This window comes from Methanobrevibacter thaueri, from assembly GCF_003111625.1.
Taxonomy (GTDB): Archaea; Methanobacteriota; Methanobacteria; order Methanobacteriales; family Methanobacteriaceae; genus Methanocatella; species Methanocatella thaueri.
Genome location: NZ_MZGS01000028.1, coordinates 142,092 through 155,546 on the forward strand (window position 1 = coordinate 142,092; position 13,455 = coordinate 155,546).

13 protein-coding genes and 1 tRNA gene are annotated in these 13,455 nt (G+C 39.8%); 4 read left to right on the forward strand and 10 right to left on the reverse strand.

Going from position 1 to position 13,455, the window contains the following annotated elements:
- Window positions 1-2: 2 nt before the first annotated feature.
- Complete coding sequence (locus MBBTH_RS09555; RefSeq protein ID WP_116592810.1) at window positions 3-1,253, reverse strand: adenosylhomocysteinase; 1,251 nt, start codon at window positions 1,251-1,253, stop codon at window positions 3-5.
- Window positions 1,254-1,417: 164 nt separating this feature from the next.
- On the opposite strand from MBBTH_RS09555, the gene MBBTH_RS09560 reads away from it, so the two are divergent.
- The 4 genes from MBBTH_RS09560 (at window position 1,418) to MBBTH_RS09575 (ending at window position 6,112) form a co-directional block, all read left to right on the forward strand.
- Window positions 1,418-1,527: transfer RNA gene (locus tag MBBTH_RS09560), tRNA-Met, on the forward strand.
- Window positions 1,528-1,634: 107 nt separating this feature from the next.
- Window positions 1,635-2,801, forward strand: coding sequence for an aldo/keto reductase (locus tag MBBTH_RS09565; protein ID WP_116592811.1), 1,167 nt, complete (start codon window positions 1,635-1,637; stop codon window positions 2,799-2,801).
- A gap of 236 nt (window positions 2,802-3,037) precedes the next feature.
- Entirely contained in the window at window positions 3,038-4,393 is a 1,356-nt protein-coding gene (gene glnA, locus MBBTH_RS09570) for a type I glutamate--ammonia ligase (protein ID WP_116592812.1), read from the forward strand.
- A 36-nt stretch (window positions 4,394-4,429) separates the two neighbouring features.
- A complete protein-coding gene (locus tag MBBTH_RS09575) occupies window positions 4,430-6,112 on the forward strand; it encodes a DUF128 domain-containing protein (RefSeq protein ID WP_116592813.1) in 1,683 nt (560 codons plus the stop codon).
- Here MBBTH_RS09575 and MBBTH_RS09580 read toward each other — a convergent pair whose 3' ends face one another.
- The 9 genes from MBBTH_RS09580 to MBBTH_RS09620 form a co-directional block, all read right to left on the reverse strand.
- Complete coding sequence (locus MBBTH_RS09580; RefSeq protein WP_116592814.1) at window positions 6,113-6,403, reverse strand: DUF2097 domain-containing protein; 291 nt, start codon at window positions 6,401-6,403, stop codon at window positions 6,113-6,115.
- Between the two features lie 90 nt (window positions 6,404-6,493).
- Complete coding sequence (locus MBBTH_RS09585; protein ID WP_116592815.1) at window positions 6,494-6,784, reverse strand: DUF2097 domain-containing protein; 291 nt, start codon at window positions 6,782-6,784, stop codon at window positions 6,494-6,496.
- A 42-nt stretch (window positions 6,785-6,826) separates the two neighbouring features.
- Window positions 6,827-7,702 (reverse strand): formylmethanofuran dehydrogenase subunit C, encoded by an 876-nt coding sequence (locus MBBTH_RS09590; RefSeq protein ID WP_116592816.1) that lies wholly within the window; start codon window positions 7,700-7,702, stop codon window positions 6,827-6,829.
- Window positions 7,703-7,704: 2 nt separating this feature from the next.
- Window positions 7,705-9,423 (reverse strand): formylmethanofuran dehydrogenase subunit A, encoded by a 1,719-nt coding sequence (locus MBBTH_RS09595; protein ID WP_116592898.1) that lies wholly within the window; start codon window positions 9,421-9,423, stop codon window positions 7,705-7,707.
- Between the two features lie 7 nt (window positions 9,424-9,430).
- On the reverse strand, window positions 9,431-10,807 hold the full coding sequence (locus MBBTH_RS09600; RefSeq protein ID WP_116592817.1) for a formylmethanofuran dehydrogenase subunit B: 1,377 nt from the start codon (window positions 10,805-10,807) through the stop codon (window positions 9,431-9,433).
- A complete protein-coding gene (locus MBBTH_RS09605; protein WP_067040048.1) occupies window positions 10,797-11,366 on the reverse strand; it encodes a molybdopterin dinucleotide binding domain-containing protein in 570 nt (189 codons plus the stop codon). The genes MBBTH_RS09600 and MBBTH_RS09605 overlap by 11 nt, the downstream gene beginning before the upstream one ends.
- Window positions 11,367-11,378: 12 nt before the next feature.
- On the reverse strand, window positions 11,379-11,609 hold the full coding sequence (locus tag MBBTH_RS09610) for a 4Fe-4S dicluster domain-containing protein (protein ID WP_116592818.1): 231 nt from the start codon (window positions 11,607-11,609) through the stop codon (window positions 11,379-11,381).
- 8 nt (window positions 11,610-11,617) lie between these two features.
- On the reverse strand, window positions 11,618-12,715 hold the full coding sequence (gene fwdF / locus MBBTH_RS09615; protein ID WP_116592819.1) for a tungsten-dependent formylmethanofuran dehydrogenase subunit FwdF: 1,098 nt from the start codon (window positions 12,713-12,715) through the stop codon (window positions 11,618-11,620).
- Entirely contained in the window at window positions 12,708-13,178 is a 471-nt protein-coding gene (locus MBBTH_RS09620; RefSeq protein WP_116592899.1) for a 4Fe-4S binding protein, read from the reverse strand. The genes fwdF and MBBTH_RS09620 overlap by 8 nt, the downstream gene beginning before the upstream one ends.
- Window positions 13,179-13,455: the final 277 nt, after the last annotated feature.

Consider the following 13,455-nt stretch of genomic DNA (forward strand, 5'->3'; position numbering starts at 1 on the left):
ACCTATGTTCCTTCTTGCCAATTTGCCAAATAGTCTTTCTGTTTTTGGGTTAATGAATCGATTTCAATGCCCATTGCATTCAATTTCATGCTTGCCACATTGTAGTCGATTTCATCAGGCGCTTTGGTCACGCCAACAGGTAAATCGTTTTCCAAGATGTGTTTTGCGGACAATGCCTGTACTGCAAAACTCATGTCCATGATTTCGGCAGGGTGTCCTTGTCCACGTGCTGCGGATAGGTTTACCAAACGGCCATCGGCTAAAAGATAAATCTTACGTCCGTCCTTGGTGGTGAACTCCTCGATACTTTCACGTACCTCTTTCACTTCGGTTGAAATAGCTTCAAGGTCTGGCCTGTTGATTTCAACGTTGAAGTGTCCGGAGTTTGCAAGCATACATCCGTCTTTCATGTACTTGAAGTCATCGCCGCAGATGATGTCTGCATTTCCTGTAACGGTAATGATTAAGTCAGCCTGTTTGACAGCTTCGCGAATGGTCATTACTCTGTATCCGTCCATTCTTGCTTCCAATGCTCTGATTGGGTCGACTTCTGTTACGATTACATCAGCACCAAGACCTGCTGCTCTTAAAGCAAGTCCTCTTCCACACCATCCGTATCCGCATACTACAACAGTTTTTCCTGCAATAACCATGTTGGTTGTTCCCATGATTGCGTCGAAACTTGATTGCCCGGTTCCGTAACGGTTGTCAAATAGGTATTTTGTGTAAGCGTCATTTACTGCGATAACAGGGAATTTCAATGCGCCGTCAGCATGCATTGCTTGTAACCTGTGAACACCGGTTGTGGTCTCTTCACATGCACCTTTAATGTGGCTTAACAATTCCTTTCTTTCATTGTGAAGCACCATGATCATGTCTGCTCCGTCGTCAATGATAATGTCAGGCTTGTGGTCAAGTACCATGTTGATGGTCTGATAGTATTCTTCGTCGTCCTGTTCTCTCCAACCGTAAACGTTCAAACCTAAATCGGCTGCCCCTGCAACTGCATCGTCGTGTGTGGATAGCGGGTTGCATCCGGTCATTGCAACTTCTGCCCCACCGGCCATCAATGTCAAACCTAAATTGATGGTTTTAGGTTCCAAGTGCAAACATGACCCGATTGTTATTCCTTTGAATGGTTGGGTCTCTAAGTATTCTGCTTTGATGTGTTCTAAAACAGGCATGTGTTTTTGAACCCATTCGATTTTTCTTACACCTTCAGGTGCTAGTGACATGTCTTTTACTTTGCTCATAATATCATCATTAATTGTTTAATTAAATAGATTTTTGAATTTGAATGTTATTAAATATTACCTTTTTACTATTAATATTTTATAAATTATTGAAAATTCGACAAAAAATGCCATTAAAGCAAAAACTTTAAATGTAATGATTAAAATATATATATTTGTTAGATGCCGGGGTGGCTCAGCTGGTTAGAGCGCACGGCTCATAGGGTAATAAAGCAGTGCTCTAGCTTATTCCTGGGATACCGTGAGATCGCGGGTTCGAATCCCGCCCCCGGCATCCTAAATCCCAGGAATATTTCCATCTAACTACTATTTTTTTAAGCTTTTTTCAAAATCATAACAATTTTATACTTATTTTGACTAAAATACCATTGAGGATTTGAAATGATATATAATACACTTGGAAAAACCGGTCTGAAAGTCTCAAGACTCGGTTTTGGAACAATGAGGCTTCCAACCAAAAGTGACAATTCAGACATCGACAAGGTTGAAGCCACAAAAATGCTTGAATATGCCATTGAGAACGGCGTGAACATCATCGACACAGCCTACCCATATCACGCAAAGGGCCTGGAAGGAAGCGGAGAGAGTGAAAGGTTCCTCGGCGAATTCTTCAGTGAAAATTCATATAGGGACGACATCATTCTTCAGACCAAATCACCCGTTTGGGCAGTGGAGCAAAAGTCTGACTTTGACGACTTTTTGGATGAGCAGCTTGAAAAGCTCCAGACAGACTACATTGACGTTTACCTTCTTCATTCACTGACCGTTCCTGATTGGGAAAAGGTCAAGGAACTGGATGTCTTTGACTTTTTGGATGACGCCCTTTCAAGCGGCAAGATAAGACATGTGGGCTTTTCATCACACATTGAAGTCGACTACATTGTCGAGATCATTGACGAGTATCCGAAATGGGAGGTTGCCCTTACCCAACTGAACTATCTGGACGAGTATTACCAGTCAGGAGTCATGGGAACAAACTACCTCAAGGAGGTCAATATGGGCAGCATGATTATGGAACCACTGCGCGGAGGCAGACTGGTCAACAACATTCCAAAGGAGATCCAGGAGCTATGGGACATGGCCGAAACTAAAAGGACTCCTGTCGAATGGGCCCTTCAATACCTATGGAACCGTGACGATGTCGATTGTGTGTTCAGCGGCATGACCAGCCTGGAGCAGGTCAAGGACAACATCAGGATAGCTTCAACAGAGGACCTCATATCCGACAATGACCAGGAACTGATTCGTGAAGTTGCAAGAACATATAGGACATTTTTGGGAAATAGGTGCACCCGCTGTGGCTATTGCATGCCTTGTCCTCACGGCGTTGACATCATCAACTGTCTCACCGAGTACAACATTGCACACATGATGGGAGACCCTAAGGCCAGCGCAATGCAGTATTTCAGCCTGATTGATGACGACTCAAGGGCGGACAGCTGCGTTGATTGCAGGGAATGCATTCCATTCTGCACCCAGATGATCGATATTCCGGCGGAACTTCAGAAGGTGTATGAGTATTTCGGAAGTGAGTTTGACCATTTCTAGTTTGGCTTGTTTATACATTAAGTCAAATTTTTTATTCATTTCCATATTGTATTGAACAATTTTATATTAATTTTTAAAAATTAGTGTATTTTATACAGTGAAAAAAATAAAACTCTTTATTTTATATATTAAAAATGACATATTACAATATATATAAAGATTTATATACTACAAATTGGAAATATAATTCTAATAGGAAGATGTTTTCCGACTATTAAAAGTGGAGCTTGATTTTAATGAGCGATATTCCAGAAGAAAAAATTGAAAGAGTAGTCGAACAGATGAAAGAGGATAACATCAAGTTTATCCGTTTGCAATTTGTCGACATTAACGGAACCGTAAAAAATATCGTCATACCATTCAATGGCGAAGACATGAGTGAATTATTTAACGAAGGAATGTTATTTGATGGATCCTCAATAGCAGGATTCGTTGGAATCAATGAAAGTGATTTGGTCCTAAAACCGGACATCAGCACTTATTCAAGATTATCATGGAGACCAGAGGAGTCAGCAACCTGCAGATTTATCTGTGACGTATGGACAGCCGACGGAGAGCCGTTCATAGGCGACCCAAGGGGACTTTTGAAAAAATCCCTCAAGCATATCGCAGACATGGGAATGCAATACAACATCGGTCCTGAACCTGAATTCTTCATTGTGGACATCGATGAAAAAGGATACCCTATGCCATACGACGAAGCGGGATACTTCGATGTTGAACCTTTGGACAAGGGCCCTGACTTCAGAAGGGAACTGACCCTGAACCTCGAGGACCTTGACTTTGAAGTGGAAGCTTCCCACCACGAAGTCGCTCCAGGTCAAAACGAAATCGCATTCAAGTTCAAGGATGCGCTTAAAACTGCTGATGCGGTCATAACATTCAAACAGGCTATCAAGGCAATCGTAGACAACATGGCTACCTTTGACCAAATGGATTACAGGGTAACATTCATGCCAAAACCTTTCTTCGGCGTGAGCGGAAGTGGAATGCACTGTCACCAATCCATGTTCAAGGGAGACAAAAACCTATTCTCAGACCCTGATTCAGAAACCGGACTTTCAAAAGACGCACTTTACTTCATGGGAGGATTACTCAAGCACGCTCCAGCTATAACAGCAATCACAAACCCTATCGTTAACTCATACAAACGTCTAGTTCCAGGTTATGAGGCTCCAGTTTACAGGGCATACGGTCTTAGAAACAGGTCCGCTTTAATCAGAGTGCCTGCAGCACGTGGAAAAGCTACACGTATCGAGTACAGGTCACCTGACCCTGCATGTAACCCATACCTTGCGTTCACTGTAATGCTTGAGGCAGGTATTGACGGTATCGTCAACAAAATCGACCCTGGAGACCCTGTTGAGGTTGACCTTTACCAGTTAAGCGAAGAGGAAATCGAAGCAAGAGGCATCAAAGTCTTGCCTACAAGTTTGTGGGAAGCATATCATGCCCTTGAAGATGACCCATTGATATTGAATGCATTGGGACCTCACATAAGTGAAAAATTCCTAGAGCTCAAGTATAAGGAATGGGACGAATACCGTGTCCAAGTGTTCGGATACGAACAAAGAAAATATTTAGATATCTAATCTAAATATTGACTTTTTATTTTTTTAGGAGTAATCATGTCAGATTCAGAACCTCGAATGATAGAGATATTGAGAATATTGAGCCAGCAGGAAAATCCCACCGGATCCAAGCTGATTGCCGATGAGCTGAGGGAGAAGGGCTTCAACTTGGGAGAACGTGCTGTAAGATATCACATGCAGATTTTGGATCAGAAGGGATACACCGAAAGAAAGGGGTATTCCGGAAGGGTGATTACTGACCTTGGCCTCGAAAAATTGGAAAAGGGGCTCATTTATGACCAAGTCGATTTCATTTATTCAAAATTTGAAGAAATGATTTATCTGACTGACTTTAACTATATGACACAAACAGGAAATGTTGTTGTCAACACATCAACCATTTATAATGAAGAATCAATCAATATAATTAAAAGCATTATTGAAAGTGGCCTTTCTGTTAGCCCTTATGTCAATATAAATGAAGGAAAAGGCAAGGGCGAAATCGAAGTCACCACTTTGTGCGGAACAACAATCGATGGGATACTTTTGAATGAGGGAATATCCTCACAACCGCAATACGGGGGACTTCTGAAAATCGAGGACTACCAGCCGGTAAGGTTCGAGGAACTGATATCCTACAAGAAGACCTCACTGACACCGCTGGACGCTTTCTCATCACCTAACAGGACATCAGTTTTGGACGTTATAGATTCCGGAACAGGACTTATACCTGCAAACTTCAGGCTAATTCCAGGCGTCGGGCGCGAAAAGACCGTCGATATAATCAAGAAGCTTGACAATATCGGAATCGGCGGAGTGATTGGAATATCCGATGAGGGAAAGGACATCCTTGGAATTCCGGTTCCTGAAGGAATGGTCGGAATTGCAATAGTCGGTGGAATAACCCCATTCAGGGCAGTTCAGGAAAACGGCGAAGAAATCAACATAAAGATAGCTGAGGAAATAACCGACTTCAAGACATTGTCCCCGATTACATCAACCATTAAAAACCACCTGAAACCGGTCACACATGACCTGCAGCCGAAAATATCATTCGTGCTTTCCAAATCATGGAATCTGATTCAGCAGGTGGACTTCGACGTTGAAAAAAGAAAGGGCAACATTGTAGCGAACATTTCCTACCTTCAAAGGGAAGACCTCAATGAGGCATTGGAGATTATGGAAGATGCCTACAACAAGGACCCTAAGCACATCAATCCGTATTATAAGGTTGTGGACCATCCGACAGACAAAGACAAGGTTGGAATAGCCACAATATGCAGCTTAAGCATTGACGGCATCCTGATAAACAACGGAATAATATGCAATCCGAAATACGGCGGCCTGTTGGAACTTACTGAACCGTCACTGTTCATTGACCTGATTTCATATAACGGTTCAACAGTGGACCCTCATAAGATATTCATAGCAAAGGACATGACTGCAGTGGCTCCGGAAATGGGTCCTAAAAAAATATTGGCTAGTTTTAAAGAGATCCCTTACATATCCAGGGATTATGCGGTGGAACTATTGGACACCCTTGACAAGATAGGATTTTCAATATACAAAATAGGAAAGCCAAGGGAATTGGCATATAATGCAAAGGCAGACAACTATAACTTCGGTATCGTTGCCGGAAGTGGTCTGAATCTGATAGCTGCCGTTAGAGAAAAAGGCGTGGACATACACGTAAAGGCAATCGAGAAACTGATGCCTTTTGAAAAGATGGAAAGACTGTAATTAGATTACAGTGACATCCACATCTTCACCATCTTTTGGATAATGAACAAATTCTATTATATCTTCCTGAACCTCATACACGTCAACTTCAATTGTGGCGCCGAGATCGCTTTCGTCAAGGGAAATCAGCAGTCTGAAGCCAGGTTCGCCGAAATATTTTGAAAAATCGACGTTTAGGATTTCTCCTTCCGCAAAGATTCTGTTATATGAAAGTTCGATCCTATCATGAATCTTAACATTTTCTTTTAGGTAATTGACCGCTTCTTGTGTAGTTAACTCTAAAGTTTTCATGATATCAACTCCGATATATTAAGATAGACTTTCATGTATATAAATGTTTGTAATATTACGAACAAAAAAAATTTTGATAAAAAAATAGAATTATAGGAGTTCTATAATTATTTCTTTATCTTCGTTTATGTGGCGCATTTCAATTAAATCCTCACCGATTTCGTTGAAATCGACTTCAATGGACTGATTTAATATTTCACCATTCAATTGCAATGCGACTCTAAGTCCTTCTCCTGTTTCTTCATCTTCTTCTGTGATTCCTAAAACTTCACCAGGAGCAAAAATACGATTGTAGGAAATTTCTAGAGTGTCAGTTTCCTTAACTTCGTTTCTAACATATTCAATTGCTTCTTCAAGAGTCATCTGAACTTCTTCTACCATAATAATCGCCTTTAAAAATAAAAAAAGAAAAGAGATGAGGAATTATAAATTCCTGTATTCTCTGATTGAAGTATATTCGTCGTCTAATTCGCCGTATTCAGCTAATTTTTCTTTGTTAGCTTCAGCGCCTAAGTAAAGGTTACCTTTACCGTTAAGACCAATATCTCCAGTATATTTAATGTATTTACCAGGGAAGGTAACACCGTCTACTTCAGGATCTACGACAATACCGTCGAGAACGAATCCTTCGAGTAATCTTCCAAGGAAACCGTGGATGATAATGTTACCGTTTTTCATTTGTCCACCAGGCCAACGGTTTACGTCACCGTCAATTTCAATGATACCTTTGGTCATGTGAATACCAGCTAAGATATCACAGTTACCTTTAACGTGGATTCTACCACCAGTTAAACATTCACCACATTGTTTTCCAGCGTTACCGCCAACAACGATTTGTCCTCCGGTCATACCTCTCCATTCACCAATGTAAGAAGCACCAGTGAATTCTTTGGTGTTTCCTTCAATTTCAAGGTATCCACCAGACATTTCTCTTCCAGCGTGAGCAGCTGCGTCACCTTTAACGAGAATGGATCCACCGGACATTTCTGCACCTACGTGTAAGTCTACACTGCTGTTACAGAGAATGTTACCAGCACTCATTTTACAACCGATGTATTTTACTCTGTTTAAGTCACCGTTTAAAATCATTTCAACTTCTTCAGGTCCGTTAGCTTCTCCTTCAACGGTTATTTTGAAGAAGTCAGTGATTGGGAATCTGGAGTTTCCAATTGGGACTTGATATTTAGCGAAATCAGCTTCGGTCCATGAGTAAATTTCATCAGGAATCAATTCATCAAATTCTAAAGCGATTGATGAAGTTTTAATTTGATCGAATGTAATTGTTTTCACACTAATCACCCCTATTTACCGTCAACGTCAACTCTAATTGGGTTGGATACGTAGTGGTCGTGTACTGGGTAGTTTTCCCATTTGACTGAGTAGTATTGTGTAAAGAATGGCATAATGTTGTCGAGAACTTTTTGTTCGTTTTGTTCCCATCCTTTTACGTTAACCCAAATGTTTTGACTTTCTTTAACTTTAACAATTTCTTTGTCTTTTACTAAGATTTGACCATCTTTGATTGTGTAATCAGCAACATTGAAACCTTTTTCGATTTCAGCGTATTGTCTGGATGGGTCAATTTCATTAGGATTTATGTCGTATACTGCAATGTCTGCTCTGTAACCAGGGGTGAGTGCACCTCTGTCAGTGAATCCGTAGATTCTAGCAGGAGCAGCTCTGGAAATAGTTGCAATATCGTAGAAATCGTATTCTCTGTCGAGAGTTGCAAGGGTAGTTCTTTTTTCTGCCCATTTGTGAACTTCTCTGTTTTCAATCATTTCCATTCTTCTGTAGTTACTCATTAACCAGGAGATGATTCTAGGATATCTAGTGAATGGTCCTGCGTTAGGGTGGTCAGTGGTTAAACATACTTTCCAAGGGTCGTCAATGTGTAAGAACAATTCTAAACCGATAGCCCATTGTAAAGTGTTAACAGGGTTTTTACCAGAGTAAATACATGGAATAATACCTGCTGCGGTTTCACATTCAATATCCTTGTTGGTCCATTTAAGACCGGATAATTTGAATAAGTCGTATTCCATAGGAGCGTCTGCAGTCATTGTGGTGGTTTCGTCTAAAGTTACTTGACCTACGTCACAAGTGATGTGGTCGTGTTTGTTAACATATTTAGCAACTTCTTCTGCACCAGATCCTGCATCTTTCCAACTGTTACCAGTGTAAGAGTGGAATTGTAAGTGGCAAACGTGCATAACTTGATCTCTGATTTCAGCTGCTTTGGAACCTTTTTTAACATCTTTAACAGCGTCCATGGTTTCGATAGTAGTTGGTACGTTACCAGGGTGTCCTAAGTCGTTAGGGTGAATGTGAATAGAGTGAGGTAAGTTTAACATTTCGTTAGCTTTTGCGAGTGCAACGATAACTTCTTTGGAAGTTACGTCAAAGTAAGGAGCTTTGTCGTTTACACCGTGTACGTTCATACCCCAACCCCATGCTTCACTTCCACATGGGTTTACGATTTTAATTCCGTAACCTTTGGATATTTTTAACCATGCAGCTACGAATGCTGCAATGTCTTCAATATTATTATCTTTTGCGTATTCCATTACAAACCAGTTGTTACCGAATAAAGGCATAGCTGGGATGTCTAATTGTGGAATAGTTGCAATTTCTTCGTGAGTGTGTTTTGCTTCAAGAGGAGGCATAGCTGCTTCTACAACAGTACCGTAACCTAATCTTGAGTATCTGTAACCGGTTGCAGGACAACTTGGAATGGAGAATCCAGATTCTGATCTTAATACTTTAGTTTTTTGAGTAACACCTCTTCTGGAATCTTCAGGTCTGTATAATCTTCCTACTACTAATTTAGGACCTGCAACGTGTGCGTGAGGGTCAATACCTGCTGGCATGACTATTTTATCGGTAACATCTAAGACTTCAGCATCAGCGGAAACGTTATCTACAATAAGGCCGTCTTTGAACATGACGTCCATCTTTTCCCCGTTGATTTCGTTAGCAGGGTCGTAGACAATACCATTTTTAAGAATATATTCCATTATATCACCTTTATAGTGCGTTTGGATTTGGCACATATTTTGGAGCTACGTTTGGCTCTTCTCTGAGTTTCATTACTCTTTCTTTCAATTCACGGACAATCCATTCGTCGTCACGACAGGTTTCTGGTTTGTCGATAGCTTTCTTCATGTAGATAGGAACTCCATCCATACGATAACTGGTACCAGCACATTCTACAGCGATGAATGAACCTGGTAATACTACGTCAGCGAGTTCGGTTGATGGACCCCAGTGAATATCGATTTGAATAACAGGAATGTTAGCTAAGTGTTGGTTTGCTCCGTTAGGGAAGTGAGCACCTGGGTCAGCTGCAATAACCATGAAACAGTCTGGTTCTTTCCTTACTAATAAATCGATAGTGTTGGTTTCACCCATCATATATCTTGGGTAACCTCTACAGTAGTCAACACCGAAAGCAAATCCACATTCGAATGCCATGAAAATGTTGAATCCGTTTACGTTAAAGTGACCTCTCATTGGAGTAAGACCCCATTTACTGTATTTGTTTAGGTCTTGTACCATTTTAATTGCGATATCAATGTTTCTTTGTTTTGATAAAGTGTGGGTTAAACCTAAACCGAAGAAGAGAACACCGAATTCTGCGTTTTTCATTTCTTCTGCTAATTCGTAAATGTCTTCTTTAGGAATACCGGAAATTACGTCTTGATATAATTCTTTTCCTCTGAGAACTGCTCTAATAGCGTTGTAGAAACCGTAGTCTCCGTTTTGTTCGAATCCGATCCATTTGTCAGAACATTTTGCGGTATCTGAGAATTTTGGATCCATGGTAATAACGGTTCTGTCGAATCTTCCTCTTTGTCTGAAGTATCCACGGCAGAATACTGCGTATCTTGCCATGTGTCTTGGGTGAGAGTTCATAGCGTTACTTCCAGAGTAAGCAATAACGTCTGCTCTGTTTTGAACTTCCCCTAAGGTTTGAATAGGGTAACCTGCGTTTTGCACAGCTTGGAGAGAAGGTCCGTGACAGATGGTAGCTTGGTTATCTAATACTGCACCGATGTATTCACCTAATGCTACACCTTCTTTCATACATTCAGTTGAAGTTTCTGACCAACCGTAGAATACTGGTCTGATGGAATTAGCGATGTATTCAGCAGCTTTGTCTAAAGCGGTATCCCAGTCAACTTCTTTGAGTTCTCCGTTTTCATCCCTAATCATTGGAACAAGTAACCTTTGGTCCATATCTTCCATGATTTTACTTGCCCCTAATCTGCATGCGTGTCTTACAGCAACTACGTGATTATCTTTAACTAAGTAATCTAAGTCGTCACAGTTACAACCACAGAATGCACAGGTACAATTTTCAACAATGTAATCATAATCAGTTACAGGTGGTTCATAAGTCATGATCAATCAACTCCTCCCATTTACGTCCGTGATAAACAGGTAATTCACCTAAAGATTCCATGTTTTCAACAACATCGTCATCTTCTTCATCAACGTATTTTTTGTATACCCATCTCATTAAGTCTGCCATGAGTAATACTTTTCTGTCGGTTTTTTCGACAGTACATCTGATTCCTTTGTAGGTAGGGTCAGAACAGCAGTAAGTGTCGTGACTTACAATGGTGTTAGCCCATGGTCCTTTACAAATGAATACAGTTCCTTCGTGAGGTGCATCTCTTGATACTGCACAGTTTACTACTACTTCACCGAAATCGGTTTTTACGAGTACGGTATCCCAGTTGTTTACACCTAATTTTGCCATATCTCTAGGATCCATGTAACAAGTACCGGAAGCGTTTTTGTATTCTTCTTTTAAAGTGGATCCTCTTTTCTTACAAGCACCTTGGTAAATGTCAGAACCAGTGTTTAACATACATTTTAAAACATCGGTTGTTCCTTCACCAGTAATTTTTACATCAGGTACTACAGGTTTTTCTAAATAAGTATTAGCATAATGCATAAGTTAATCCCCCTATTCTAACCATATAGCATTTACTGGGCAGAACATTTGACATGTTCCACACTCTTCACATTTTTCAGGACTGAAAAGTTTGATAAAACCGTTTTCAACCATCATAATAACTTCTTCAGTCTTTGCACCTGCTCCACCAGCGTTTTCTGGACTGATAGCAGCGTTTACAGGACATGCAATTACACAAATCCCGCATCCTAAACAATTATCTTGTTCTACTTTAAGTTCCATATAATCACCTAGTCTTTAATTGCATCTAAAGCTTCTTTCCAAGTAGTTGAGCTAATAGGTGTGTGGTCAATTTCAGTTCTTGTTACGGTAATTGCGCCGTTAGGACATGCTTTTGCACATGCTTTACATTTTACACAGTAGTCATTGTAAGCAATTACGTGTTCCATTCTAGAACCAGGACCTGAGGATACAGGGAATGCTAATGCGTTACATCCACAAATATCTACACAAGCTCCACAAGCTTGACATTTGTCATCGTCGATTTCAATAGAACCTTGGAATGGTTTTTTGTGTTTAGCAGCGTCAGTTGGACATACTCCTTCACACCATCCACAGAATACACATAAATCTGGGTCGATAACGGAGTTTCCGGTAACAACAGCTTTAGCTGGGTCTAAATCATATTCACCATAGCTGCATGCTCTACATAATGCTTTGATAGCGTTGGTAGGACAAGATTTTTTACATACTAAACAGTATACACATGCATCTTTGTCGATAACAATGGATTCTTTTCCAGTTTCTTTATCTACAACGATTGCTTCTGCAGGACATAATTCTTCACATACGCCACAGTAAATACAATCATCTTCATTTACTTCGATTTCACCAGTTACTAAATCAGCACGGTTTGGTAAAATTCTTTCAATGACAATTGCATCACGAGGACATGCGATTTCACATCTTTTACAGTAAATACATTCATCATCATCGATTTCTGAGAAAGCGTTATAATGAGGATATGCGTCGATTTCTTTGATTGGTGTGCCGTCAATAGTTAATACTAATGCATCAACAGGACATAAACCACTGCACATACCACATAATACACATTTACTTTCGTCAATGCTTATTCTTTGAACATCAAAATCATCTTTGAAGTTTTGAGCAATCTTTTCATGACCACTGAAGTATACGTCGTTTGAGATTCTGTGACGTGCGTCCACAGCAATTGCGTTTAAGGTAATTGCTTCTACAGGACAGGTAGATTCACAAATCCCACAACCTAAACATACATCGTCATTAAAAGACAAGTTTCTGACTTCCTCAGCAGATCTTGTGATGTCAAAGTTGTTGTCTTTAACCTCTTTTAAATTTCTAATCATATTCAATCTCCAAAATTTTTATAGAATTAGTTGGGCAATCCTCGCTACATAGCTGACAACCGCAACATTGTATGGAGTCTGCATGTGCTTTTAATGATTCTAACTTAATAGCTTTCATCGTACATGCACTTACACATAAGCCGCAACCAATACAGGAATCTTCTATCTTTACTTCGAAATCTCTTTCTCTGCAAATATTCACAATTTTTCGACTCTGTTCTGGTTCCTCAAATATTGCCTCGGTCATTTTCAAGAAATCTCTGGGACATAGTTCGATTATTGTTCTTGCAACGTCTATTGAGTTCCAAGAAAGGTTTCTGCCATTCAGATAGTGTGAAATGGTAGACCTGTCAACACCCAACTCGTCAGCAATTGCTTGATGACTTTCACCCGCATCCTTCAACTTGACCGCAGCCAAATATTTTAAACCAGATGCAATATGTTTCGGCATTTGAACCACCAATGTGTAATGATATAAAATATATTTACTTATATAAATATAGTTGCCTACTAGATTTAAATAGAAATACTTATATATTACTGTGGTAATAGTACACATTTAAACATTGAGATATTGATTGAAACAAGCTAAAATCATCAATATCAATAAATCATGATGCCATAAGAATTGATAATGAATTTTAATAAGCATTATAAAAAATTAGATGATAACAATCATAATTTTGTTGAATAAAGAAGAAAATTCATGAAAATTTGTAATAATAATTTATCAAAAAAGT